The sequence below is a fragment of the Pseudomonas sp. UBA1879 genome (assembly GCF_002338065.1).
Classification (GTDB): domain Bacteria; phylum Pseudomonadota; class Gammaproteobacteria; order Pseudomonadales; family Pseudomonadaceae; genus Aquipseudomonas.
Genome location: NZ_DDHJ01000001.1, coordinates 1 through 22,190, shown reverse-complemented (window position 1 = coordinate 22,190; position 22,190 = coordinate 1). Strand labels below are relative to the sequence as shown.

General features: G+C 61.2%; 20 protein-coding genes and 1 pseudogene. 7 read left to right on the top strand and 14 right to left on the bottom strand.

All coding sequences use genetic code 11. The annotated features are described in order from the left end of the window. Positions 1–19 precede the first annotated feature (19 nt). Positions 20–697 (top strand): heavy metal response regulator transcription factor, encoded by a 678-nt coding sequence (locus B3N48_RS00105; RefSeq protein WP_296178122.1) that lies wholly within the window; start codon positions 20–22, stop codon positions 695–697. Further along, entirely contained in the window at positions 687–2,051 is a 1,365-nt protein-coding gene (locus B3N48_RS00100) for a heavy metal sensor histidine kinase (RefSeq protein ID WP_296178120.1), read from the top strand. Before B3N48_RS00105 ends, B3N48_RS00100 begins: the two co-directional genes overlap by 11 nt. A gap of 377 nt (positions 2,052–2,428) precedes the next feature. On the opposite strand, the gene B3N48_RS00095 is transcribed toward B3N48_RS00100, so the two are convergent. Further along, positions 2,429–2,767, bottom strand: coding sequence for a zinc ribbon domain-containing protein YjdM (locus B3N48_RS00095; RefSeq protein ID WP_296178118.1), 339 nt, complete (start codon positions 2,765–2,767; stop codon positions 2,429–2,431). 155 nt (positions 2,768–2,922) lie between these two features. Between B3N48_RS00095 and B3N48_RS00090 the strand changes: the two genes are divergently transcribed. Further along, positions 2,923–3,369: a DUF1810 domain-containing protein gene (locus tag B3N48_RS00090; RefSeq protein WP_296178116.1), complete on the top strand. Its 447-nt coding sequence runs from the start codon at positions 2,923–2,925 to the stop codon at positions 3,367–3,369. 117 nt (positions 3,370–3,486) lie between these two features. Here B3N48_RS00090 and B3N48_RS00085 read toward each other — a convergent pair whose 3' ends face one another. The 5 genes from B3N48_RS00085 to pmbA form a co-directional block, all read right to left on the bottom strand. Further along, a complete protein-coding gene (locus tag B3N48_RS00085) occupies positions 3,487–4,374 on the bottom strand; it encodes a ZIP family metal transporter (protein WP_296178113.1) in 888 nt (295 codons plus the stop codon). Between the two features lie 27 nt (positions 4,375–4,401). Next, positions 4,402–5,013 carry a superoxide dismutase gene (locus B3N48_RS00080; protein WP_296178110.1) on the bottom strand — a complete coding sequence of 204 codons (612 nt, stop codon included), beginning with the start codon at positions 5,011–5,013 and terminating at the stop codon, positions 4,402–4,404. Between the two features lies 1 nt (position 5,014). Further along, a complete protein-coding gene (locus B3N48_RS00075; protein ID WP_296178108.1) occupies positions 5,015–5,476 on the bottom strand; it encodes a hypothetical protein in 462 nt (153 codons plus the stop codon). 128 nt (positions 5,477–5,604) lie between these two features. After that, on the bottom strand, positions 5,605–6,012 hold the full coding sequence (locus B3N48_RS00070) for a FagA protein (RefSeq protein WP_296178106.1): 408 nt from the start codon (positions 6,010–6,012) through the stop codon (positions 5,605–5,607). A 270-nt stretch (positions 6,013–6,282) separates the two neighbouring features. After that, the gene (pmbA, locus tag B3N48_RS00065) at positions 6,283–7,629 is read right to left on the bottom strand and encodes a metalloprotease PmbA (protein WP_296178103.1); all 1,347 of its coding nucleotides are present in this window, start codon (positions 7,627–7,629) and stop codon (positions 6,283–6,285) included. A gap of 93 nt (positions 7,630–7,722) precedes the next feature. Between pmbA and yjgA the strand changes: the two genes are divergently transcribed. Beyond that, positions 7,723–8,244: a ribosome biogenesis factor YjgA gene (gene yjgA / locus B3N48_RS00060; RefSeq protein WP_296178099.1), complete on the top strand. Its 522-nt coding sequence runs from the start codon at positions 7,723–7,725 to the stop codon at positions 8,242–8,244. A gap of 142 nt (positions 8,245–8,386) precedes the next feature. Here yjgA and tldD read toward each other — a convergent pair whose 3' ends face one another. From tldD to mreB, 8 genes are all read right to left on the bottom strand, one after another. Beyond that, positions 8,387–9,826 carry a metalloprotease TldD gene (tldD, locus tag B3N48_RS00055; RefSeq protein ID WP_296178097.1) on the bottom strand — a complete coding sequence of 480 codons (1,440 nt, stop codon included), beginning with the start codon at positions 9,824–9,826 and terminating at the stop codon, positions 8,387–8,389. Between the two features lie 2 nt (positions 9,827–9,828). Then, a complete protein-coding gene (locus B3N48_RS00050) occupies positions 9,829–10,680 on the bottom strand; it encodes a carbon-nitrogen hydrolase family protein (protein WP_296178095.1) in 852 nt (283 codons plus the stop codon). 190 nt (positions 10,681–10,870) lie between these two features. Beyond that, positions 10,871–14,686 (bottom strand): YhdP family protein, encoded by a 3,816-nt coding sequence (locus tag B3N48_RS00045; RefSeq protein ID WP_296178093.1) that lies wholly within the window; start codon positions 14,684–14,686, stop codon positions 10,871–10,873. Between the two features lie 199 nt (positions 14,687–14,885). Then, on the bottom strand, positions 14,886–16,343 hold the full coding sequence (gene rng, locus B3N48_RS00040; RefSeq protein WP_296178090.1) for a ribonuclease G: 1,458 nt from the start codon (positions 16,341–16,343) through the stop codon (positions 14,886–14,888). Then, positions 16,340–16,951 (bottom strand): Maf family protein, encoded by a 612-nt coding sequence (locus B3N48_RS00035; RefSeq protein WP_296178089.1) that lies wholly within the window; start codon positions 16,949–16,951, stop codon positions 16,340–16,342. The genes rng and B3N48_RS00035 overlap by 4 nt, the downstream gene beginning before the upstream one ends. A gap of 132 nt (positions 16,952–17,083) precedes the next feature. After that, positions 17,084–17,575: a rod shape-determining protein MreD gene (gene mreD, locus B3N48_RS00030; protein ID WP_065990112.1), complete on the bottom strand. Its 492-nt coding sequence runs from the start codon at positions 17,573–17,575 to the stop codon at positions 17,084–17,086. After that, the gene (gene mreC / locus B3N48_RS00025) at positions 17,575–18,708 is read right to left on the bottom strand and encodes a rod shape-determining protein MreC (protein ID WP_414704180.1); all 1,134 of its coding nucleotides are present in this window, start codon (positions 18,706–18,708) and stop codon (positions 17,575–17,577) included. The genes mreD and mreC overlap by 1 nt, the downstream gene beginning before the upstream one ends. A 219-nt stretch (positions 18,709–18,927) precedes the next feature. Then, complete coding sequence (gene mreB / locus B3N48_RS00020) at positions 18,928–19,965, bottom strand: rod shape-determining protein MreB (protein ID WP_020292894.1); 1,038 nt, start codon at positions 19,963–19,965, stop codon at positions 18,928–18,930. A 207-nt stretch (positions 19,966–20,172) separates the two neighbouring features. Here mreB and gatC point away from each other — a divergent pair, with 207 nt between their 5' ends. The 3 genes and pseudogenes from gatC to gatB all read left to right on the top strand — a co-directional run. After that, the gene (gene gatC / locus B3N48_RS00015) at positions 20,173–20,460 is read left to right on the top strand and encodes an Asp-tRNA(Asn)/Glu-tRNA(Gln) amidotransferase subunit GatC (protein ID WP_296178057.1); all 288 of its coding nucleotides are present in this window, start codon (positions 20,173–20,175) and stop codon (positions 20,458–20,460) included. A gap of 15 nt (positions 20,461–20,475) precedes the next feature. Further along, positions 20,476–21,927: an Asp-tRNA(Asn)/Glu-tRNA(Gln) amidotransferase subunit GatA gene (gatA, locus tag B3N48_RS00010; RefSeq protein WP_296178054.1), complete on the top strand. Its 1,452-nt coding sequence runs from the start codon at positions 20,476–20,478 to the stop codon at positions 21,925–21,927. 11 nt (positions 21,928–21,938) lie between these two features. Beyond that, positions 21,939–22,190, top strand: a pseudogene (gatB, locus tag B3N48_RS00005) (Asp-tRNA(Asn)/Glu-tRNA(Gln) amidotransferase GatCAB subunit B); the annotation flags it as partial.

Genomic DNA, 22,190 nt, shown 5'->3' with positions numbered 1-22,190 from the left:
CAGCCTTGAGAATGCACCCATGCGTGTCCTGATTATCGAAGACGAAGAAAAAACTGCTGACTACCTGCACCGGGGTCTGACCGAACAGGGGTACACCACGGACGTTGCCCGGGAAGGGATTGAAGGCTTGCACATGGCGTTGGAAAGCGATTACGCGGTGATCATCCTCGACGTCATGCTGCCCGGCCTCGACGGTTATGGCGTGTTGCGTGCCCTGCGTGCGCGCAAGCAGACCCCGGTGATCATGCTCACCGCCCGGGAAAACGTCGACGACCGCATTCGCGGCCTGCGCGAAGGGGCCGATGATTATCTCGGCAAGCCGTTTTCCTTTCTGGAGTTGGTGGCGCGCCTGCAAGCGTTGACCCGGCGCAGCGGTGGCCACGAGCCAGTGCAGATCAGCATCGCTGACCTGTGGATCGATCTCATCAGTCGCAAGGCTACGCGCTCCGGCTCGCGTCTGGACTTAACGGCCAAGGAGTTCTCGCTGCTCAGCGTGCTGGCCCGGCGACAGGGGCAAATCCTTTCCAAGACGTCGATTGCCGAAATGGTCTGGGACATCAATTTCGACAGCGACGCCAATGTCGTCGAGGTTGCGATCAAACGCCTGCGCGCCAAGCTGGACGGGCCGTTCGAACAGAAATTGCTGCACACCATTCGTGGCATGGGTTACGTCTTGGAGAGCCGTCGTGGCGAGTAACTCCATCGCCCTGCGCCTGAGTGGCATGTTCGCCCTCGTGGCGCTGCTGGTGTTTCTGCTGATCGGCTGGGCGTTGTATTTGCAAGTGGACAAAGGCCTGGGCCTGCTGCCGGAGGCCGAAGTCGATGCGCGTTACAGCGTGCTGGAGTCGCAGGTTCAGCGCTTCGGTGACCTGGAGCATTGGGGCAAACTCAGCACCAAGCTCAGACTCCTCAGCGAAGAGGACAAGCGTTTGCGCTTCTGGGTCGTCAGCGATAACCCAACCTACGAGTTCGGCAACCCCGACGCCCAGATTCGCGCCTTCGCCAAAGGTCCGTTGGGCATGCGCGACCTGAACCTGAACGACCACGATTACCCGTTCAAAGTACTGGTCAGCGAGTTTCCGGCGAAGGACCAGCGCCCTCCCCTGCGCTTCCTCACCGCCATCGACACCGAGACGTTCTGGCAAACCCAGCATTCGCTGCTGATCGCGTTGATCAGTCTGGCCGCCATCGGCATCGCCCTGGCATCGGCCTTGGGTTACTGGGTGGCGCGCATCGGTCTCAAGCCGCTGCTCAACCTCTCGCTGGAAGCCCGCAAGCTGGCGCCGCCGCGGTTGTCGGGTCGGCTGCAATTGTCATCGCTGCCGCCCGAACTGGATCAATTCGTGACCTCCTTCAACTCGACGCTGGAACGGGTCGAGCACGCGTATTCTCGGCTGGAATCGTTCAACGCCGACGTTGCCCACGAACTGCGCTCGCCGCTGACCAACCTCATCGGCCAGACCCAAGTCGCGCTGACCCGAGGGCGGTCCGCCGAGCATTATTTCGAAGTGCTGCAATCCAACCTTGAAGAGCTGGAGCGGCTGCGCTCGATCATCAACGACATGCTGTTTTTGGCCAGTGCCGACCAAGGCAGCAAGGCCACGGCATTGACCGAAGCGTCGTTGGCCGAGGAAGTGGCGACGACCCTGGATTATCTGGACTTTATCCTCGAAGACGCTCAGGTGCAGGTTCAGGTGCGCGGCGATGCCAGCGCCCCCATCGAAAAAGCCCACCTGCGCCGCGCGCTGATCAACCTGCTGCACAACGCCGTACAGCACACCTCGCCGGGACAGGTCATTCATGTGGACATTCTGAATGAGGGGGACCATGTGAGCATCGGAGTGACCAATCCCGGCGCGCAGATTTCCGGTGAACACCTGCCGAAACTCTTCGAACGGTTCTACCGGGTCGACGCCTCACGCAGCAACAGCGGCGCGAATCATGGACTGGGGCTGGCGATCGTCAAAGCGATTGCACTGATGCACGGCGGTACCGTATTTGCGCGCAGCGAGCGGGGGGAGAACACGTTCGGGATGAATTTGCCGTGTTGAGTCGGCAGTAATCTGTAGGAGCGTGGCTTGTCCCGCGATCGGCGGGGAACCCGTCGTAAAACCTGCAAACGCGGTGTACCGGACACAATGCATGGTTAGGGGTTGCTGCCGGTCCCCGGCAGATCGCGGGACAAGCCACGCGCCTACAGAGGATATGCATGGCGTCGAACGCCGCGTTTTCTTCCCAGTACTCTGATGCGCGCATTCGCCACCAAGGCGGCTCCCGCAGGAGCTTTGCAGAGGTCATAAAATCTGCAACCGACGTTGTGGGAGCCGGCTTGCTGGCGAAAGCGCTGGGTCAGATACAAAGGAGTCGACTGACTCACGGCTTTCGCCACCAAGGCGGCTCTCACAGGCGTTGCACCTCAGCCGGGAGGTCAGCCCTTCTTGACGAACTCCGACTTCAGCTTCATGGCGCCGATGCCGTCGATTTTGCAGTCGATGTCGTGATCGCCGTCGACAAGGCGGATGTTTTTGACTTTGGTGCCGACCTTGACCACCAGCGACGAGCCTTTGACTTTCAGGTCTTTGATGACGGTGACGGTGTCGCCGTCTTGCAGCGTATTGCCCACCGCATCTTTGATGATTTTCACGTCGTCGCTGGCGTCAGCCGCGCCGTCGGCCGACCACTCGTGGGCGCATTCCGGGCAGACGAACTGGGTGCCGTCCTCGTAGGTGTATTCGGAATTGCATTTGGGGCACGGCGGTAAGCTCACGGCGATTCTCGCATCAGGAAAAATAGGCGCAGGATTATAAGGGTTTTTATTCCCCTGCGGACAATAAGGTTGAATCCCTCGGAACCCTGCGACTCACCGCAGTCATACACGTTATGCCTCGCCAACCATGGCGGAACGATGCGGGAGACTTCGACATGAACGACGAATACGATCTGCAACGTTTTCTCGATGCACAGGAGCCCATCTTCGAGCGCGCCCTGTCGGAGTTGCGTAACGGGCGCAAGCGCAGTCACTGGATGTGGTTCATCTTTCCCCAGTTGAAGGGCCTGGGGCATAGCGAGATGGCGCAGCGCTATGGCATTTCCGGACGCGAAGAGGCGCTGGCCTACCTTCATCACCCCAGTCTGGGCGCTCGGCTGGAAAGCTGCTGTCGCGCGTTATTACAGTGGAAGCATCGCAGTGCCACCGAGATCATGGGCGCGCCGGATGACGTGAAGTTGCGTTCGAGCATGACGCTGTTTGCCCGTGTCGCCCCGCAGCCTGGGGTATTTCAGGAAGTCATCGACGGGTTTTTCGGGGGCAAGCCGGATACGGCGACCGTGTCTCGAATCGAAAAAACTCAACAGACGCCGGCCAGGTAAACGCCTGTGGGAGTGCGCTTGCTCACGAATGGCGTCACGCCCTTAGAGGATGTAGCGCCTGGAGCTCAGTCTTCGTGAGCAAGCTCACGCCCACAGAACGTTGACTCGATTAATCTGTCAGGCCAGCGCCGTGTCCATCACCATCATCAGACAAAACCCGACCAGCAGCCCGAAGCTGGCGATTTTGCCGTGCCCGTTACGGCGGGATTCGGGGATGATTTCATGAGTCACCACCAGCAGCATCGCTCCGGCCGCCAGGGCGAGACCCACGGGCAACAGCAACGCAGCGATTTCCACCAGCCAGGCACAGAGCACGGCGAACACCGGTTCCACGAGCCCCGATGCCGCGCCGATCAGAAACGCATTCAGACGGGACATCCCCGCCGTCGCAAGGACCAGCGCGATCACCAGCCCTTCCGGCACGTCTTGCAACGCGATACCCATCGCCAGGCTATCGGCATGGGCCAGGCCGCCCCCTGCCGACACGCCCACCGCCATGCCTTCCGGAATGTTATGCGCGATGATCGCGATCACGAACAGCCAGATATTCGACGGGATCGCCGGCTTGTCCGAGGCCTCAGACAGTTGCGGGTCGCGCGACACCAGCGTGTCGACGATGAACAACCCCACCGCCCCGACCAGAATGCCGCCACTGACCAGCGCACCCGCGCCCCAAGGCGAAAAGCCCAGATCGTGTGCCGCGCTCAAGCCTGGCACAATCAACGAAAACGCGGTCGCCGCGAGCATGATCCCCGCGCCGAAACCCAGCAACCCGTCGGACACCTTCACCGGCATCCCACGAATCACTAACACCGGCACCGCACCGAGCGCCGTGCCCAGTGCACATAACGCCCCACCTTCCAGCGCCCTCAGCATGCGGGGCTCGAGGCTCAGCCACGTCAGCCCTTGGGCGATGAGCAGCCCGGTGCCAACCAAAAGCAACACCGAACCGATGGCCAGACGAAACAGTCGTCCGCTGCTGAGGGTGAGTAAATCCGAAGGCATAAATCGTCTACTTTTTATTATTGAAAATCAGATCAACGCATCCGCGTAGCGCTTGGCGACTTCGTCCCAGTTCACGACGTTGTAGAACGCTGAGATGTATTCCGGGCGACGGTTCTGGTAGCGCAGGTAGTAGGCGTGTTCCCAGACGTCCAGCCCGAGGATCGGCGTGTTGCCGTTCATCAGTGGGCTGTCCTGATTGCCGCTGCTCTCGACCACCAGTTTTTTCTCGGGTGTGACGCTCAGCCAGGCCCAGCCGCTGCCAAAACGGGTCAGTGCGGCTTTGGTGAACGCCTCTTTGAAAGCGTCGATGCCGCCCAGTTGTTCGTCGATGGCTTTGGCCAGCGCACCGCTGGGCAGGCCACCGCCGTTGGGGCTCATGACCTCCCAGAACAGCGAATGGTTGGCGTGACCGCCGCCCTGATTGATCACCGCCGGGCGCAGTTTTTCCGGCAGTTGGCCGACGCTGGCGACCAGCGTCTCAATGGGCCATTCGGCGTATTCGGTGCCCTCGACGGCTGCGTTGAGGTTGTTGATGTAGGTCTGGTGGTGCTTGGTGTAGTGAATTTCCATGGTCTGCGCATCGATGTGCGGTTCAAGGGCATCGTAGGCGTAGGGCAAGGCTGGCAAGGTATACGGCATATCAATGGACTCCAAAGGACAAGGTGCCGGCGGCAGCCGCGTTGCGCTGTAGCGCCGAGCGTGAGTGTTCGCCGCTGCTGTTGAGCAGTCGGTGAGTGCGTGGGTATTCACCGTGTTCGCCGATGAAGCCCAACAGTTCGCTGTAGGTCTTGTTGCTGTGACGGAACGCAGCCTGACGCAGCGCCGGGGTCAGGCGCGGGTTCTGGATCACGTGGAGCAGCCGTTGGTGCGCCGAGCACAGGTATTCGGCACTTTCTTCCGGTTGGTTCAGGCTCAGATGCAGATCGGCCAGGTTGTGGTGGGAAATCACGAACGCCGCCACCGCTTCGTCGGGGTCTTTCCAACGTTCCAGCAGCACTTGGGCAAGGGCCAGGGCTTGCAGATAGAGTTCGCGGGCGTCGACCAAATCGCCACGGTTGAAGCAGCTATTGCCTTTCAGAATGGTGCTTTTCCAATGCTCCATGGCGCGTCTCCTCGGTCGGTTACGTGAGTGATCGCAGGCGTTGCAATGCCGCCAGCGGTGAGCTTTTTGGGTTGATGCGCGGGCGCTTCCGGAATACGTCCACCGGAAAAGGCGCCATGAAGTCGCGTTCAAGACCGGTAGGGTTCATCGGCAGATCCTTGCGTCAGTTCAGCGAGCGAAATCGAGGGCTGCAGCACGCAGGTCGCCAATTGATGAGCGAAAGCCTGCCAGCGCTGGCGTTGAAGCGGGGAATGGGCGAGCGCCTGCAAATCCCGTAACGGGCGCCAGGCCTGATCCAGACACAGGGAGCGCCAATGCCAGGGCAACGCGGTGTCATGGGCAGTGTCAATCAGCAGCCGAAAGGTGCTTTCGGCGATCAGCACGTGCGGGGTTGCAGTGAAGCGCGCAAGGTAGCGGCCTTCGGCGAGGTAATGCTCGCTGGCACGGGGCTCGTTGGGATGGAAAGCGCAGCGAATCCGCAGACTCAGCGCGCGCCAGTTTTCCAGATAAGGGGACTCGTGCAAAACGGTCGGCATGACCTCAGGCTCACTTAACGAATGAGATTCATTATTAAATGAGTTTAAGAATCAAAACAACCCCGACATTGGATTGACATCTGCACCTTGTGGGAGCCGGCTTGCTGGCGAATGCGGTGGGTCAATGGCAGATGAGGCGACTGATCTACTGCTTTCGCCAGCAAGCCGGCTCCCACAAGGTTCAGCGGTGTGTCGAGTTATGTAGAAAGCAAAAAAGCCTGCACCGAAACCGGGACAGGCCTTTGGGGTGATGCTATGAAGCTGGGAAAATCAGCTCCCCGCCACCATCATCTTCTCGATCAACACCGACCCCGTGCGGATGTTGCTGCGCAGCTCAAGATCGCTGCCAACGGCGACGATTTGTTTGAACATGTCGCGCATGTTGCCGGCAATGGTCACTTCCTGAACCGGGAATTGAATCTCGCCGTTCTCGACCCAGAAGCCCGCCGCGCCACGGGAATAATCGCCGGTGACCATATTCAGTCCGCTACCCATCAGCTCGGTGACCAGCAATCCACGCCCCATGCGGCGAATCAGCGCGGCCTGGTCTTCAGTGCCGTGGGAGACGAACAGGTTGTGCACGCCGCCTGCGTTGGCGGTGCTTGGCAGGCCAAGCTTGCGGCCCGAGTAAGTGCTGAGTACGTAGGAAACCAGATCACCATTTTCGACGAACGGCTTGGCGTACGTGGCCAGGCCGTCGCCGTCGAAGGCCGCGCTGCCCATGGCGCCGCGCAGGTGAGGACGCTCGTCGATGGTCATCCATTCCGGAAACAGCCGTTGACCCATCGCGCCTTCGAGGAACGACGATTTGCGGTACAGGTTGCCCCCGGAAATCGCCCCCAAAAAGCTGCCGAACAAGCCACCCGCCAGTTCAGCGGAAAACAGCACCGGCACTTCGCAAGTCGGCACCGGGCGTGCGCCCAGACGGCTCGCGGCGCGCTCGGCGGCTTTCTGACCGATGAGTGTTGCGTCCATCAGCAGCTCGCCTTGACGGTTGACGTCGTACCAGTAATCGCGCTGCATCTGGCCGTCTTTTTCGGCAATCATCACGCAACTCAGGCTATGACGCGTTGAGGCATAACCACCGATGAAGCCGTGGCTGTTGCCGTACACGCGGCATCCCTGATGCACGTTGAGAGTGGTGCCGTCTGCGTTTTTGATCCGACTGTCGGCGTCGAATGCCGCCGCTTCGCAGATCAATGCGCGCTCAATGGCCTCTTCCGGTGTGATGTTCCAAGGGTGGAACAGGTCGAAATCCGGCTGTTCCTTGGCCATCAACGCAGCATCGGCCAGGCCCGAACTTTCATCTTCAGACGTGTGTTTGGCGATGGCCAACGCCGCTGCGACCGTTTCGCGAATGGCGTCCGGGCCGCTGGCCGACGTGCTGGCCGAGCCTTTGCGGTGGCCGACATACAAGGTGATGCCGAAGCCTTGATCGCGGTTGAACTCGACAGTTTCGACTTCGCGCTGACGAACCGACGTCGACAGCCCCTGGTCCACAGACACCGCCACTTCGCAGGCGGTCGCGCCCTGGCGTTTGGCTTCGGCGACGATCTGCTCGACCTGCTGTTGCAGTGCCGGGAGGGCCTGCGGACCGACGCTTTCTGATGCACTCATGACTTACTCCATCAAATTCCGATTTCGGCAGCCAGGCCGGACATTTGGTCCCTGACTGGTTATCATGGCGGCGTTTATTTGCGGACTGCCCCCATGGTTGATTCTTACGACGACTCCTTCGAAGGAGAGAAAAGCAAAACTCAGGTCAAGCGAGAGCTCCACGCGCTGGTCGAACTGGGTGAACGCTTAACGACATTCAAGCCCGATGTGCTGGCCAAACTGCCGTTGACCGACGAGTTGCGTCGGGCCCTGGCCGATGCCCCCAAGCACACCGCGCACATCGCGCGTAAGCGCCACATTTCGTTCATTGGCCGGCTGATGCGCGATCAGAACCTGGATGAGATCCTGGTTCTGCTCGATCAACTCGACGCCTCCACGCGCCAGTACAACGAGCGCTTTCACAATCTCGAGCGCTGGCGTGATCGCCTGGTCGGCGGCACTGACGACGTCCTTGAACAGTTCGTCAATGAGTACCCGGAAGCCGACCGCCAGCATTTGCGTTCGCTGATCCGTCACGCTCAGCACGAGGCCCGGCAAAACAAGGCCCCGACCGCGACACGCAAAATCTTCAAATACATCCGCGATCTGGACGAAACCAAGCGCGGATTGCGTTAATTCTGCCCCGCTACCCGCGGCGCGGATCGCTCCCATCTGTAGGAGTGAGCTTGCTCGCGATTACGGTGTGTCATTTTCAAATCAAGCGTCTGACATTCCGCAATCGCGAACAAGCTCACTCCCACAGTGCTGCATTCCTCGCTTACGACCCTGTGCCACCCACAGTGATCGCGTCGATCTTCAACGTTGGCTGACCCACGCCTACCGGCACCGATTGCCCATCCTTGCCGCAGGTGCCCACGCCGCTGTCCAGCGACAGATCGTTGCCGACCATCGATACTCGGCTCATGCACTCCGGGCCGTTGCCGATCAACGTCGCGCCTTTGACCGGCGCGGTGATTTTGCCGTCCTCGATCAAATAGGCCTCGCTGGTGGAAAAAACAAACTTGCCGCTGGTGATGTCCACCTGACCGCCGCCGAGGTTGGCGCAGTAGATGCCCTTTTTCACTGACGCGATGATTTCTGCAGGGTCGCTCTGCCCCCCGAGCATGTAGGTGTTGGTCATGCGGGGCATCGGCAGGTGCGCATAGGATTCGCGACGACCGTTGCCGGTGCGCGCAACACCCATCAGCCGCGCGTTGAGCTTGTCCTGCATGTAACCCTTGAGGACGCCATTTTCGATCAGCGTGGTGCATTCGGTTGGGGTGCCTTCGTCATCGACGCTCAGCGAACCCCGACGCCCGGCCAGGGTGCCGTCATCGACGATGGTGCACAGCTTGGAGGCCACCATTTCGCCCATGCGACCGCTGTAGGCCGAACTGCCCTTGCGATTGAAATCGCCTTCCAGGCCATGGCCCACGGCTTCGTGCAACAGCACGCCGGACCAGCCCGAACCCAGCACCACTGGCAGCGTGCCCGCCGGTGCCGGAATCGCTTCGAGGTTGACCAAGGCCTGACGCAGCGCCTCCCGGGCATAGCCCATGGCGCGGTCTTCATTGAGGAAATAGCGGTAGTCGGTACGCCCGCCGCCGCCATGCCCGCCACGTTCGCGACGGCCGTTCTGTTCGACGATCACGCTGACGTTGAAGCGAACCAGCGGACGGGTGTCGGCGGCCAGGCCGCCATCGGTGGACGCCACCAGAATGCGCTCCCAAACCCCGGCCATGCTCACGGTGACCTGCTGAATACGTGGGTCCAGCGCACGGGTGGCGACGTCGATGCGTTTGAGCAATTCGACTTTCTCAGCCCGGGTCAGGACTTCCAGCGGATTGTCCGGCGCGTACAGTTGGGTTACGTCCTGAGTGGTGAAGGCTTGCACGCGGCCATTCTGACCGGCGCGGGAGATCGAGCGAGCAGCGCGGGCAGCCTGGCTCAATGCGTCCGGGGTGATCGCGTTGCTGTAGGCGAAGCCGGTCTTTTCACCGGACTGGGCGCGCACGCCAACGCCTTGATCGAGGTTAAAGCTGCCTTCCTTGACGATGCCGTCTTCCAGCGCCCAGGACTCGGAAATCTGGCCCTGGAAATACAAGTCAGCGGCGTCGATTCCGGGACCGGCAAGCTCACCCAGCACCGATTGCAGGCTGTCGATGCTCAGGCCGCCTGGCGCCAGAAGGTGTTCGCTGACAGAGGACAAGTCGCTCATATTCACTCCGGGGTGTTGGCAGGCCGCACGGCGTCCTGCGAAAAAAATCGCCGATGATTCGTCACCGGCATTCGCGCCCGTATGGACGCTTGTTCGTCACTGTCTCGCTCGGCGAGCAGCACCGCTTCACCCTGTGCCTGCTCGGCCAGCACGCGGCCCCATGGATCTATGATCGCCGCGTGTCCAAATGTTTCCCTTGGCCCCGGATGAACCCCGCCCTGCGCGGCCGCCAGCACGTAGCACTGGGTTTCGATGGCCCGCGCACGCAGCAGGATGTCCCAGTGCGCCGCGCCGGTGACGGCGGTGAATGCAGACGGCGCGGTAATCAATTCGGCGCCCGCTTCACGCAGGGCGGTGTACAGCTCGGGGAAGCGCAGGTCGTAACACACGCTCAACCCCAGTTTTCCAACAGGCGTATCGGCGACCACGACGTTGTTGCCATGCGCATAATCGTCAGACTCGCGATACCGCCCGCGCGCATCGGCGACGTCCACGTCGAACAGGTGCAGCTTGTCGTAACGCGCCACCTGTTCGCCTTGATCGTCGATCAACAACGAACACGCCGTGACTTTGCCCTCCGGCCGATCTTTCGGCGGCAGCGGCACGGTCCCGGCGACAATCCATAACGTGAGGTCGCGAGCGGCAAGTTTCAACCATGGCAGGATCGGACCTTCGCCCAGTGCCTCGGCACGACCGATGGCCGCGATGTCACGACGGCCCATCGCGGCGAAGTTTTCCGGCAGCACCGCCAGTTTCGCGCCCGACGCAGCGGCCTGCTCCAACAACTTGCGCGCCTGAACGAGATTGCCCTCGACATCGCTCTGACTGACCATCTGAATCACTGCGAAGGACATGAAACGCTCCTTGATCGATAGAACTGCACTGTACTCCAGACGAAGCACGATGTTCGCTGTAGGAGTGAGCTTGCTCGCGATCCGATGTATCTGTGACGATTATGTCGGCTGATGGGACGCTATCGCGAGCAAGCTCACTCCTACAGGCCATGTATCAGCCCAATTCATGATGGAGGCCAATCGCTTCTGCCTACTGCGGCTTTTCGAACGGCTTATCGAAGGTGATTTTGGGCTCTTTCCACGGGCCTTCGACTTTGTATTGCACGCTGGCAAAACGTGCGACGCGGTCGCCCAGCAGTTTGTCGACCAGGAACAGCGCGCCACCAATGGCCGGCGCACCGACGATCAGCGCGGCAATCGGCAGGTTGTTGGTCACCGGCAGGGTCACCAGCAATTTGGCATCGACCCGGTCACGCACCATGTCCAGCGTGCCATTGAGCTCCAGATTGCTCGACGGGCCAATCATGGTGATCGGGTCGCGAGTGACGTAGACGCCATCACTGGCGACCAACAGGCCTTTGACCCGGTCGTAACTCAGGCCTTTGTTCAGCAGGTCCGAGAAGTCAAGGCGCAAACGGCGGCCGATGGAATTGAAGTTGAGCAGGCCGAACACCCGCAGCGCCTGCGCGCCCCCTTCCACTTCGACGAACTGCCCGTTCTTGAGCGTGGCGTCCAGGCTGCCGGAGTAGCGCTTGAGCCCGACCCAGGCAGGCGAACCCGGCCAGCGCCCATCGGCGTTCATCTCGAATTCCTGACTGGTGACCGTCGGCGCGAAGCCCCACGCTTTAAGCACGTCTGCGAGGTTTTTCCCCGCCACTTGGCCTTTGAACCAACTGCTGGTGGCACCCGGCGTGCCTTCCCAGCCGCCGTTACCCACCAGCGAAATGCCCTTCAGCCCGAGGTCCATGTCGTTCAGCTGAAGCCCCGCAGCAGTGGGCCGAGCCTTCAACGACCACGCGCCGACCAATTGATCGCCCTGAAACAGCTGGGTGATCTTGATGTTCATCGCCGGAATGGTGTGCGGATCGACGTCCGCCAGCGGATCGGGAGCGTTCTCGACCACGGCGGCATTCGGATCGGGCGCTGGCAAACGCACGTACAGCAAGCTGATGTCCGCAGGAATCGCCTGATTGTCCGGCAGCGTAGCCGTGCCTTTGATTTTTGGGCTGTCCAGCGACACTGACCAGCTGGCGTCGCTGCGTTTGAGCTGCACATCGGCCTGATCCAGCGTTGTGCCCATGGCGGTCAGCTTGCCGATTTGCAGATCGACGCTGTTGACCAGCTGTTTGGCGCTGCCGCCCGGATCATTTCCGGCGTAGCGCTGAACCATCGCCTGCCACGGCGCAATGTCCAGTTCGGACAACGATCCGCGCACTCGCAATCCCTTGGCGTCCGGCACGATCGCCCCACCGTCGCCGATGAACAGTTCGCCCCGGCCCTCGGCAAATTTTCCGCCTGGCGCGGCAAACGCAAAATTCGCCAGATTGCCGTAGCCCACGCCGATGCGCCGCTCGGCACCCTGCAGGTTCATGCGGAAATCGGTGTCGCGAGTCTCATCGGCGGTTTTGCCGAACGGCGCAGGCAGGTCAATCGCCACCCCTTTGAGGTTTGAATTGATCAACAGCGGGCTTTCAGCGCCATTGAGCGTCAGTTGCAACTGATACGGGAGGTCACCTGAAATCGGCAGCGGTTGGGTGACGCTCAGCCAGTCCGTAAGGCGCTTGGTCGCGATCTGGCTGCTGGCCGTGATCCGCGTGATGGGCGCTCCCGGCTTGCCTTCGGCAAAGATTTCGGCGCTGACGGGTTTGTCGAACGCCACGGCCTTGATGTTCTTGCCGCTCAGGCCTTTGGCGTAATCGAAGCGGAAATTGCCTTTGAGCTGGGTCAGGTCAAGCACCGGATCCGGCAGCCGTAGCCGCGCGCCGTCGGTGTTGAAGTCCACGGCGACCTTCGGCTCCTGGCCTTTGACTAACGGAATGTCCAGGTTGATATGCCCCTGAAGCGGCCCTTCGGCCTGCCAACCCGTGAAGGTCTGGGCAGTCCCGATCGGCGCTTCCTGAAGAATCTTCATGCCATCTTGCAGGCTGCCGTTGAAGTCGCCGTCCACCAGCAAATGGCTGGCCCGGCCGGACGCGACATGGGGCACGTCCACTGCGACGTTGCACACGTCCGTACCGAGCAATTTGCCTTTGGTCGCGCGAATGCGCACGCCGCTGTTCTCGACGAACACATTGCCATCGACACCCGTCAGTGACGGCCAGCCCGGCTGGAACGCCAGCTCAGCGTTGCGCACTTTGAAGAACAGGCTGATGACCCGCGCGACATCCGGGGCGTCGTGGTTGATCGAGCCTTGATACTGGAAAAAGCTTTGATCGACGTTGCCGCTGACGATCGCCGTCCGCAGCCAATGGTCCAGCGCCGGACTCAAAACGGCAGGCAAGTATTTCGACGTGTAGCGACCGTCGGCATCCACCAGGCCGACCCGCAGGTCCATGTAATCTTCCTGAGTGTGATCGAAATGCAAGCGGATCAGGAAATCGCTGGCAATCTTGCCCTCATCGCCGACGACCTTGATATAGGGCGCGATCAGCGTGAAACCCTGGTCGTCCAGCGCCCAAGTCAGCCGCGCATCGGCATGGCGATAATTCCACGGATTCTTGAAGATCGGGTCGAGGTGCAGCATGAAATCGTCGGTGTTCAGCCGCAGCTCGCCCTGCCCCAAGTCTCCGCTAATCGCGCCGCTGACGTTTCCAGCCGCTGGCGCCCCGTGATAGGCGCTGATGCCAACCTTGTCCAGATTGGCAGCGAAGCTCAGGCGCTTCGCCCCTTCGGTCTGCGGTCGGTAATCGACCAGCACGTTGCGCAAGCCGCCGGTGACCTTCAGGTGATCAAGCACCTCCATCAATTTGTCCGGCAGCGGCCCGAGCGAATCGAGCAGCGGCGTCACCGGCGTCAGATCCAGCCGATCGGCCTGTAGATGCCAGAGCTCTTCTGCGTCGGATGTCGCTGCGGTTTGCTTGATCTGAAGTCGGCTTTCCCAGCGCTTGCTCGCGATGTCCATCGCCAATGAGTTCAGCGACACCGCGAAGCCGGTGCCGTCACGCTGGAACCAGGCGTTGAGCGCAAGGTTGTCGATCTTCGAAGCTTTGCGATCGGCGTACGCACCCTTGAAGAGCGGCGCATTCAGCCGCGCCACGGCGGATTGCAGCGTGCCCTTGCCCCACGTCAGCCAGAATTCGCCGCCTGCCTTGAGGGTCTTGATCTTCCAGTCCCGCGTCACGCTTTTCGGCAGCCACTTGGACCACTCGCTTTGCGGCAGGCTCAGATAAGCCTCGGCCTCAGCATCCCGCCAGGCCTCGGCACGCATTTTCGAGCGCACGTTCAGCGAGAGCGGCTGGCCGTCAGGCAGGGTCACGCGCGCATCGAGCCGCTGGTGAAAGCGCCCGGTCTTGAGGGTCATGCTGGCGTAGGTCAGGGTCAGCGGGGCCTGTTCGTAAGGCTGCAAGGTGATCTGACTGTCGAACAACGACAGCGTCGAGATCATCTGCATGTTTCTCAGTACTTGCTCGGGATCGAACGGCGTGTCGTTCGGCAGCGGCACGCCCTGGAGCGCCCAATGGCCGTTCTTGTCTTCCTTGAGCCCCAGTTGCAGGCCATCGAGTTCGAGCCGCGCGATACGGACCTGCCACGCCTTGAGGCTGGCCCACAGATCCGGCACCGCGCGCACGTGGTCCAGACGCACCGTTGCAGACCCCTGCCCCACCATCACGTCCCGCGCCGTGAAAGTCGGCGCAAAGCCGCTCCAGCTGCCTTCCAGCCGACCGATGCTCACTGGCATGCCCACGGCGGCCTGCGCCTTGCTCTCTACGTCCGCCCGGTATTCGGCGACCATCGGCACCAGCTGGCGTCCGACGCTGACGTACAGCGCGATCAGCACCAATACCAGCGCACACAGGCTCAGGCCCCAACGGGTCAGTGCGGCAAGGAATCGGGTCAGGCGCTCCATATGGCTGCGCCTCCCTGCAGCGCGCCCTTCAATGGCATCCGACTCAGTCGTGCGGTGACGGTTATGTCCGGGAAGTGCTCATTCGCCACGCAAAATTCTCTTTAAAAGGCATCCATGCCATCAGCCCGTCAGAGGCCTTATTGTCTGGTCAACCACCGCGCGGTGAATGGCGCGGCGGCTCGCAATGTTTTGAGCCCAATCAGAGCAGCACAACGTCGTATTGTTCCTGGGAATACATGGTTTCGACCTGAAAACGAATGGTCCGGCCAATGAACACCTCAAGCTCGGCGACATTGCCAGATTCTTCGTCCAGCAGTCGATCGACCACCTTCTGGTTGGCCAGCACCCGATAGCCAACGGCTTGATACGCCCGCGCCTCGCGCAGGATCTCGCGGAAAATCTCGTAGCAGATGGTTTCCGGGGTTTTCAGTTTGCCGCGCCCCTGACAGCTGCTGCACGGTTCGCACAGCACCTGTTCCAGACTTTCGCGAGTGCGCTTGCGGGTCATTTGCACCAGGCCCAGCTCGGTGATGCCGATGATGTTGGTCTTGGCGTGGTCGCGCTCCAGCTGTTTCTCCAGCGTGCGTAACACTTGGCGCTGGTGTTCACCGTCTTCCATGTCGATGAAATCGATGATGATGATCCCGCCGATGTTGCGCAGTCGCAGTTGCCGGGCGATGGCCGTGGCCGCTTCGAGGTTGGTCTTGAAGATGGTTTCTTCGAGGTTGCGATGGCCGACGAAGGCACCGGTGTTGACGTCGATGGTGGTCATCGCTTCCGCCGGGTCGATCACCAGATAGCCGCCCGACTTGAGCGGCACCTTGCGGTCCAGCGCTCTCTGGATTTCGTCTTCGACGCCATACAGGTCGAAAATCGGTCGCTCGCCTGGGTAATGTTCCAGCCGGTCGGCGATTTCCGGCATCAACTCGGCCACGAACTGGGTGGTCTTCTGGAAGGTTTCCCGCGAGTCGATGCGAATTTTCTCAATGCGTGGGCTGACCAGATCGCGCAGGGTACGCAAGGCCAGACCCAAGTCCTCATAGATGACGCTGGCCGGGCTGATGGTTTTGATTTGCTCGCCGATCTGGTCCCACAGGCGGCGCAGGTAGCGGATGTCCATCATGATTTCATCGGCGCCAGCGCCCTCCGCGGCCGTACGCAGAATGAACCCGCCTTTTTCCTTGATCCCTTCCTTGGCCACGCAATCACTGACCACTTGCTTGAGCCGCTCGCGCTCGACTTCGTCCTCGATCTTCAGGGAAATCCCGACGTGGGCCGTGCGTGGCATGTACACAAGGTAACGGGAAGGGATGGACAACTGGGTGGTCAGGCGCGCGCCTTTGCTGCCGATCGGGTCTTTGGTGACCTGCACCACCAGGCTCTGGCCCTCGTGCACCAGCGAACTGATGGTTTCCACCGCCGGGCCTTCGCGCATGGAAATTTCCGACGCGTGAATGAAGGCTGCTCGGTCCAGACCGATGTCGATGAACGCTGCCTGCATGCCCGGCAGTACACGCACGACTTTGCCTTTGTAAATATTGCCGACGATCCCGCGACGCTGGGTCCTTTCGACATGGACTTCCTGCAAAACCCCGTTCTCAACGACGGCCACGCGCGACTCCATCGGCGTGATGTTGATCAGAATTTCTTCACTCATGGCTTTTCACCTTCCAAGCATTGCCAGCAGGGTATGCCAAAACGCTGGAGAATTTCTGCGGTTTCGCACAAAGGCAGGCCGACGACGGCCGAATAACTGCCGCTCAGATGTTCGACAAATACGGCGCCCAACCCTTGAATGCCATAGCTCCCCGCTTTGTCTTGGGGTTCGCCACTGGCCCAGTAGGCACGGGCTTCTTCGGGGGATAGGGTGCGAAAGCGCACGCGGCTGCTAACCACGCGGGTTTCACAATGCTGCTCATCGACCACGGCAATGGCGGTCAGCACCTCATGCTCGCGATTGGACAGCGCGGCGAGCATGGCCAATGCGTCCGCTTCATCGACCGGTTTGCCGAGAATGCGCCCGTCGAGGACCACCGCCGTATCGGCGCCAAGGACACAAGCGGTCGGGTACGCCGGGTCGTTGGCCAGTTGCAGCAGCCCGGCGTCAGCCTTGCCCCGGGCCAGCCGTTCGACATAGGCCGCCGGAGTTTCGTCTTTGAGAGGGGTTTCGTCGATATCGGCGCTGAGCGTGGTGAACGGCACGCCGATCTGCGTCAGCAATTCACGACGGCGCGGGGAGCCGGAGGCGAGAAGGAGTTGGGGCATGGGACGTCTCCGTGTCAGTGATCACAAGCTTAGGCGTTGTATCGGAACCGCTACTCCTCAAGTGGGGAAGCTGTCGATGCACGACGCTCTGCTTCTGGCCGTGGTCAGAGCAGTGCCTGCTCCTTGAACCACTCAATTGATCTTCAAGCGCAACCGCAACCCGCGCAGCCCGTAGCTCACCCACGGCCAGAGCAAGGCGCTGACCAATGCGGGCAACACCAACGCGAGCGTCGGCTGACGGTTGCCGGTGAGGGCGCTGAGCCACAGCTGCACCAACTGCGCCAGGCCGAAGATCACCAGAATCACCAGGCATTGCTGCCACATCGGGAACATGCGCAGACGTTGCTGCAACGACAGCACGAGAAAGGTGATCAGCGTCAGGATCAACGCGTTCTGCCCCAGTAACGTCCCGTACAACACATCTTCAGCGAGGCCGAGCATCCACGCGGTGACCATGCCGATCTTGTGTGGCAAGGCCAATGCCCAGAACGCCAACAGCAGCGCGAGCCACAGCGGGCGGAAAATCTCCATGAATTGCGGCAGCGGCGAAACGCTGAGCAGCAGGCCGATGGCGAAGGTCAACCAGACCACCCAGCCGTTTCGTGCAGGAGCATGACGCGCCATTATTCTTCCCTCTCATGCGTCGCCGCCGGGGCCGCCGCTGGCGTGGCCTGTCGGGTCGCAGCAGGCTTGGCGGGGGGCTTGGCAGGTGGTTTGCTCGAAGGCTTGGCCGCAGTGGCGGGCGTCGCAGCGGGCGTCGTTGCAGGTGCAGCGGTCGGGGCGGACGACGTGCCGTGCCCAGTCGCAGCAGGTTTCGGCACGGTTGCAGGCACCACCGGTTTATTCGGGGTCGCTGCAGGTGCAACACCGGGCACGGTTGCAGACGGCACGGCAGATGGATCGGCGGCCTGACGATCCAGCGATTCCTGCTGTTGCGCCGCGTCGGCGGCACGTTCTTCAGGGGACCGGCCATCCGAGAACACCAGCAGCAAGTAACGGCTGCGATTCAGCGCAGCAGTCGGCACGGCGCGGACGATCGCGAATGGCTGGCCGGAGTCGTGAATCACTTCCTTGACCGTGGCCACTGGGTAACCCGCCGGGAAGCGCTGACCCAGACCGGAACTGACCAGCAGATCGCCTTCCTTGATGTCGGCGGTGTCGGCCACATGGCGCAGCTCAAGGCGCTCCGGGTTGCCAGTGCCGCTGGCAATCGCCCGCAGACCGTTGCGGTTCACTTGCACGGGAATGCTGTGGGTGGTGTCGGTGAGCAAGAGCACACGGGAGGTGTACGGCATCAACTCGACCACTTGCCCCATCAGACCGCGCGCGTCCAGCACCGGCTGACCCAGCACCACACCGTCGCGCTCACCCTTGTTGATGATGATGCGATGGGTGAAAGGGTTCGGGTCCATGCCGATCAGCTCGGCGACCTCAACCTTTTCGTTGACCAGCGCGGACGAGTTCAGCAACTCGCGCAGGCGCACGTTCTGCTCGGTCAGCGCGGCCAGCTTTTGCAGGCGGCCCTGGAGCAGCAGATTTTCGGTCTTGAGTTTTTCGTTTTCGGCCGCGAGTTCGGTGCGGCTGCCAAACTGGCTGGCCACCCCCTGATACAGACGCTCGGGCAAATCGGCGATCCAGTAGGACTGCATCAGCACCAGCGACATTTGGCTACGGACAGGCTTGAGCAGCGTGAAACGCGCGTCCACGACCATGACGGCCACGGAGAGGACGACCAGCACCAGCAGACGAACGCCCAGCGACGGGCCCTTTGAGAAAAGCGGTTTAATGGGCCGCTCCTTCCAGGGATGCTTGTGTTTGGCTGTGCTTACTCATGCGACATGAAACCGGCCTGGTGCGGATTGAGGGAAAGAAGGTGTGCAAGCCTTGCAACATCAAGAGAAGACGTCAACAGGTCATGCACAAACGGGCAGCGCCGTAAGCGCCACCCGTTCGACAGCATGGAGCCATCCGGCGACTTATTCGCTGGAGAGCAAGTCCATGGTGTGCTTGTCCATCATTTCCAACGCACGACCACCGCCGCGAGCGACGCAGGTCAGCGGGTCTTCGGCGACGATCACTGGCAGGCCGGTTTCCTGGGCCAGCAGCTTGTCGAGGTCACGCAGCAGGGCGCCGCCACCGGTCAGGACCAGACCGCGCTCGGCAATATCCGATGCCAGCTCCGGAGGCGATTGCTCCAGCGCGCTTTTCACGGCCTGAACGATGGTCGCCAGGGATTCCTGCAGCGCTTCCAGCACTTCATTGGAATTCAGGGTGAAGGCACGTGGCACGCCTTCGGCCAGGTTACGGCCACGTACGTCGACTTCACGCACTTCGCCGCCGGGGTAGGCCGTGCCGATTTCCTGCTTGATGCGCTCTGCGGTGGATTCACCGATCAGGCTGCCATAGTTGCGGCGAACATAAGTGATGATCGCTTCGTCGAAACGGTCGCCGCCCACACGCACGGATTCGGCATAAACCACACCGTTCAGCGAAATCAGCGCGATTTCAGTGGTACCACCACCGATGTCGACGACCATCGAGCCACGGGCTTCTTCGACCGGCAGACCGGCACCAATGGCAGCGGCCATGGGCTCTTCGATCAGGAACACTTCGCGGGCGCCAGCACCCAGGGCCGACTCGCGAATCGCGCGGCGTTCAACCTGAGTGGACTTGCAAGGGACGCAGATCAGCACGCGCGGGCTTGGCTGCAGAAAGCTGTTTTCGTGCACTTTGTTGATGAAATACTGGAGCATCTTTTCGCACACGCTGAAGTCGGCGATCACGCCGTCTTTCATCGGACGAATGGCCGCGATGTTGCCCGGGGTACGGCCCAGCATACGCTTGGCTTCCATCCCGACAGCAACGACGCTCTTCTGATTTCCGTGGGTCCGAATGGCCACAACCGATGGCTCGTTCAGGACAATACCGCGCTCACGCACGTAAATAAGGGTGTTGGCAGTGCCCAGGTCGATGGAAAGATCGCTGGAAAACATGCCACGCAGTTTCTTGAACATGGGAAAGGGACCCTAGGGAACGCGTGGGTAAAAAAGTGCGGCAAACTCTAACAACGACAGGGATTTTGGGCAAGGAGCCAATATGCTAAATTGGCGGTTTTTCCGAGCACTACCCTCGACGATCGCGGCCTTATGACTGTCTGAATCGCGTAGTGTTCCGCAATCTGACGTACGGTCCATGCCGTGCGCATTCCACTGGAGAACCCCATGGCGCTTGATCGCTCCGACGTGGAAAAAATCGCTCATCTGGCCCGACTGGGACTCAATGACGCCGATATCCCGCGTACAACCGAAGCACTGAACAGCATTCTCGGGCTGGTCGACCAGATGCAAGCGGTGGACACCACCGGCATCGAACCACTGGCGCACCCGCTCGAAGCCTCGCAACGTCTGCGTGAAGACGTCGTCAGCGAGGTCAATCACCGCGACGCCTATCAAGCCATCGCACCAGCGGTCGAAGACGGCCTGTATCTGGTTCCGAAAGTCATCGACTAAGGGAATGTGCCTGCAATGCATGAAATGACTCTGGCAGAGATCGCTCGCGGACTCGCCGACAAAACGTTTTCTTCCGAAGAGCTGACCCGCTCGCTGCTGGCGCGTATCGCCCAGCTGGACCCGCAGATCAATAGCTTTATTACTGTCACCGAAGACCTGGCCATCACTCAGGCCCAGGCTGCAGACGCGCGCCGTGCCGGTGGTGAGACCGGCGCACTGTTGGGCGCCCCGCTGGCCCATAAGGACCTGTTCTGCACCCAGGGCATTCGTACCAGCTGCGCTTCGAAGATGCTCGACAACTTCAAGGCCCCGTATGACGCGACCGTGGTCGCCAAGCTGGCGTCGGCGGGCACGGTGACGCTGGGCAAGACCAACATGGACGAATTCGCCATGGGCTCGGCCAACGAATCCAGCCATTACGGCGCGGTGAAGAACCCGTGGAACCTCGAACACGTGCCGGGCGGTTCGTCCGGCGGTTCGGCAGCTGCGGTGGCGGCGCGTCTGTTACCTGCCGCCACTGGCACCGACACCGGTGGTTCGATTCGCCAACCGGCGGCGCTGACCAACCTGACCGGCCTGAAACCGACCTATGGTCGCGTGTCGCGCTGGGGCATGATCGCCTACGCCTCAAGCCTCGATCAGGCAGGCCCGATGGCGCGTACGGCCGAAGACTGCGCCCTGCTGCTGCAAGGCATGGCCGGTTTCGACATCAACGACTCCACCAGCATCGATGAGCCGGTGCCCGATTACAGCGCCGGCCTGAACGGTTCGCTGCAAGGCCTGCGCATTGGCGTGCCGAAGGAATATTTCAGCGCGGGCCTCGACTCCCGTATCGCCGATCTGGTCATGGCCAGCGTCGAGGAGCTGAAAAAACTCGGCGCCGTGGTCAAGGAGGTCAGCCTGCCGAACCTGCAACACGCGATCCCTGCTTATTATGTGATCGCACCGGCAGAGGCCTCCTCCAACCTGTCGCGGTTCGACGGCGTGCGTTTCGGCTACCGCTGCGAAGACCCGAAAGACTTGACCGACCTGTACAAGCGTTCCCGTGGGGAAGGTTTCGGCCCGGAAGTGCAGCGCCGGATCATGGTCGGTGCCTACGCGCTGTCCGCCGGTTACTACGATGCGTATTACCTCCAGGCGCAGAAGATTCGTCGCCTGATCAAGAACGACTTCATGAGCGCGTTCAAGGATGTCGACGTGATCCTCGGCCCGACCACGCCGAATCCGGCCTGGAAAATCGGTGCCAAGAACGCCGACCCGATTTCCGCGTACCTGGAAGATTTCTACACCATCACCGCCAACCTCGCGGGCCTGCCGGGGCTGTCGATGCCAGCCGGTTTCGCCGACGGTCTGCCGGTGGGCGTGCAACTGCTCGCGCCGTACTTCCAGGAAGGCCGCTTGCTGAACGTTGCCCATCAATACCAGCAGGTCACTGACTGGCATCTGCGTTCACCTGCAGGCTTCTAAGGAGAAAACACATGCAATGGGAAGTCGTCATCGGGCTGGAGATTCATACCCAGCTCACCACCCAATCGAAGATTTTCTCCGGTAGCGCCACCACGTTCGGCTCCGAGCCCAATACGCAGGCCAGTCTGGTCGACCTGGGCATGCCCGGGACGCTGCCGGTGCTGAACAAGGAAGCCGTGCAAATGGCGGTCAAGTTCGGCCTGGCCATCGACGCCGAGATCGGCCAGCACAACGTGTTCGCCCGGAAGAACTACTTCTACCCG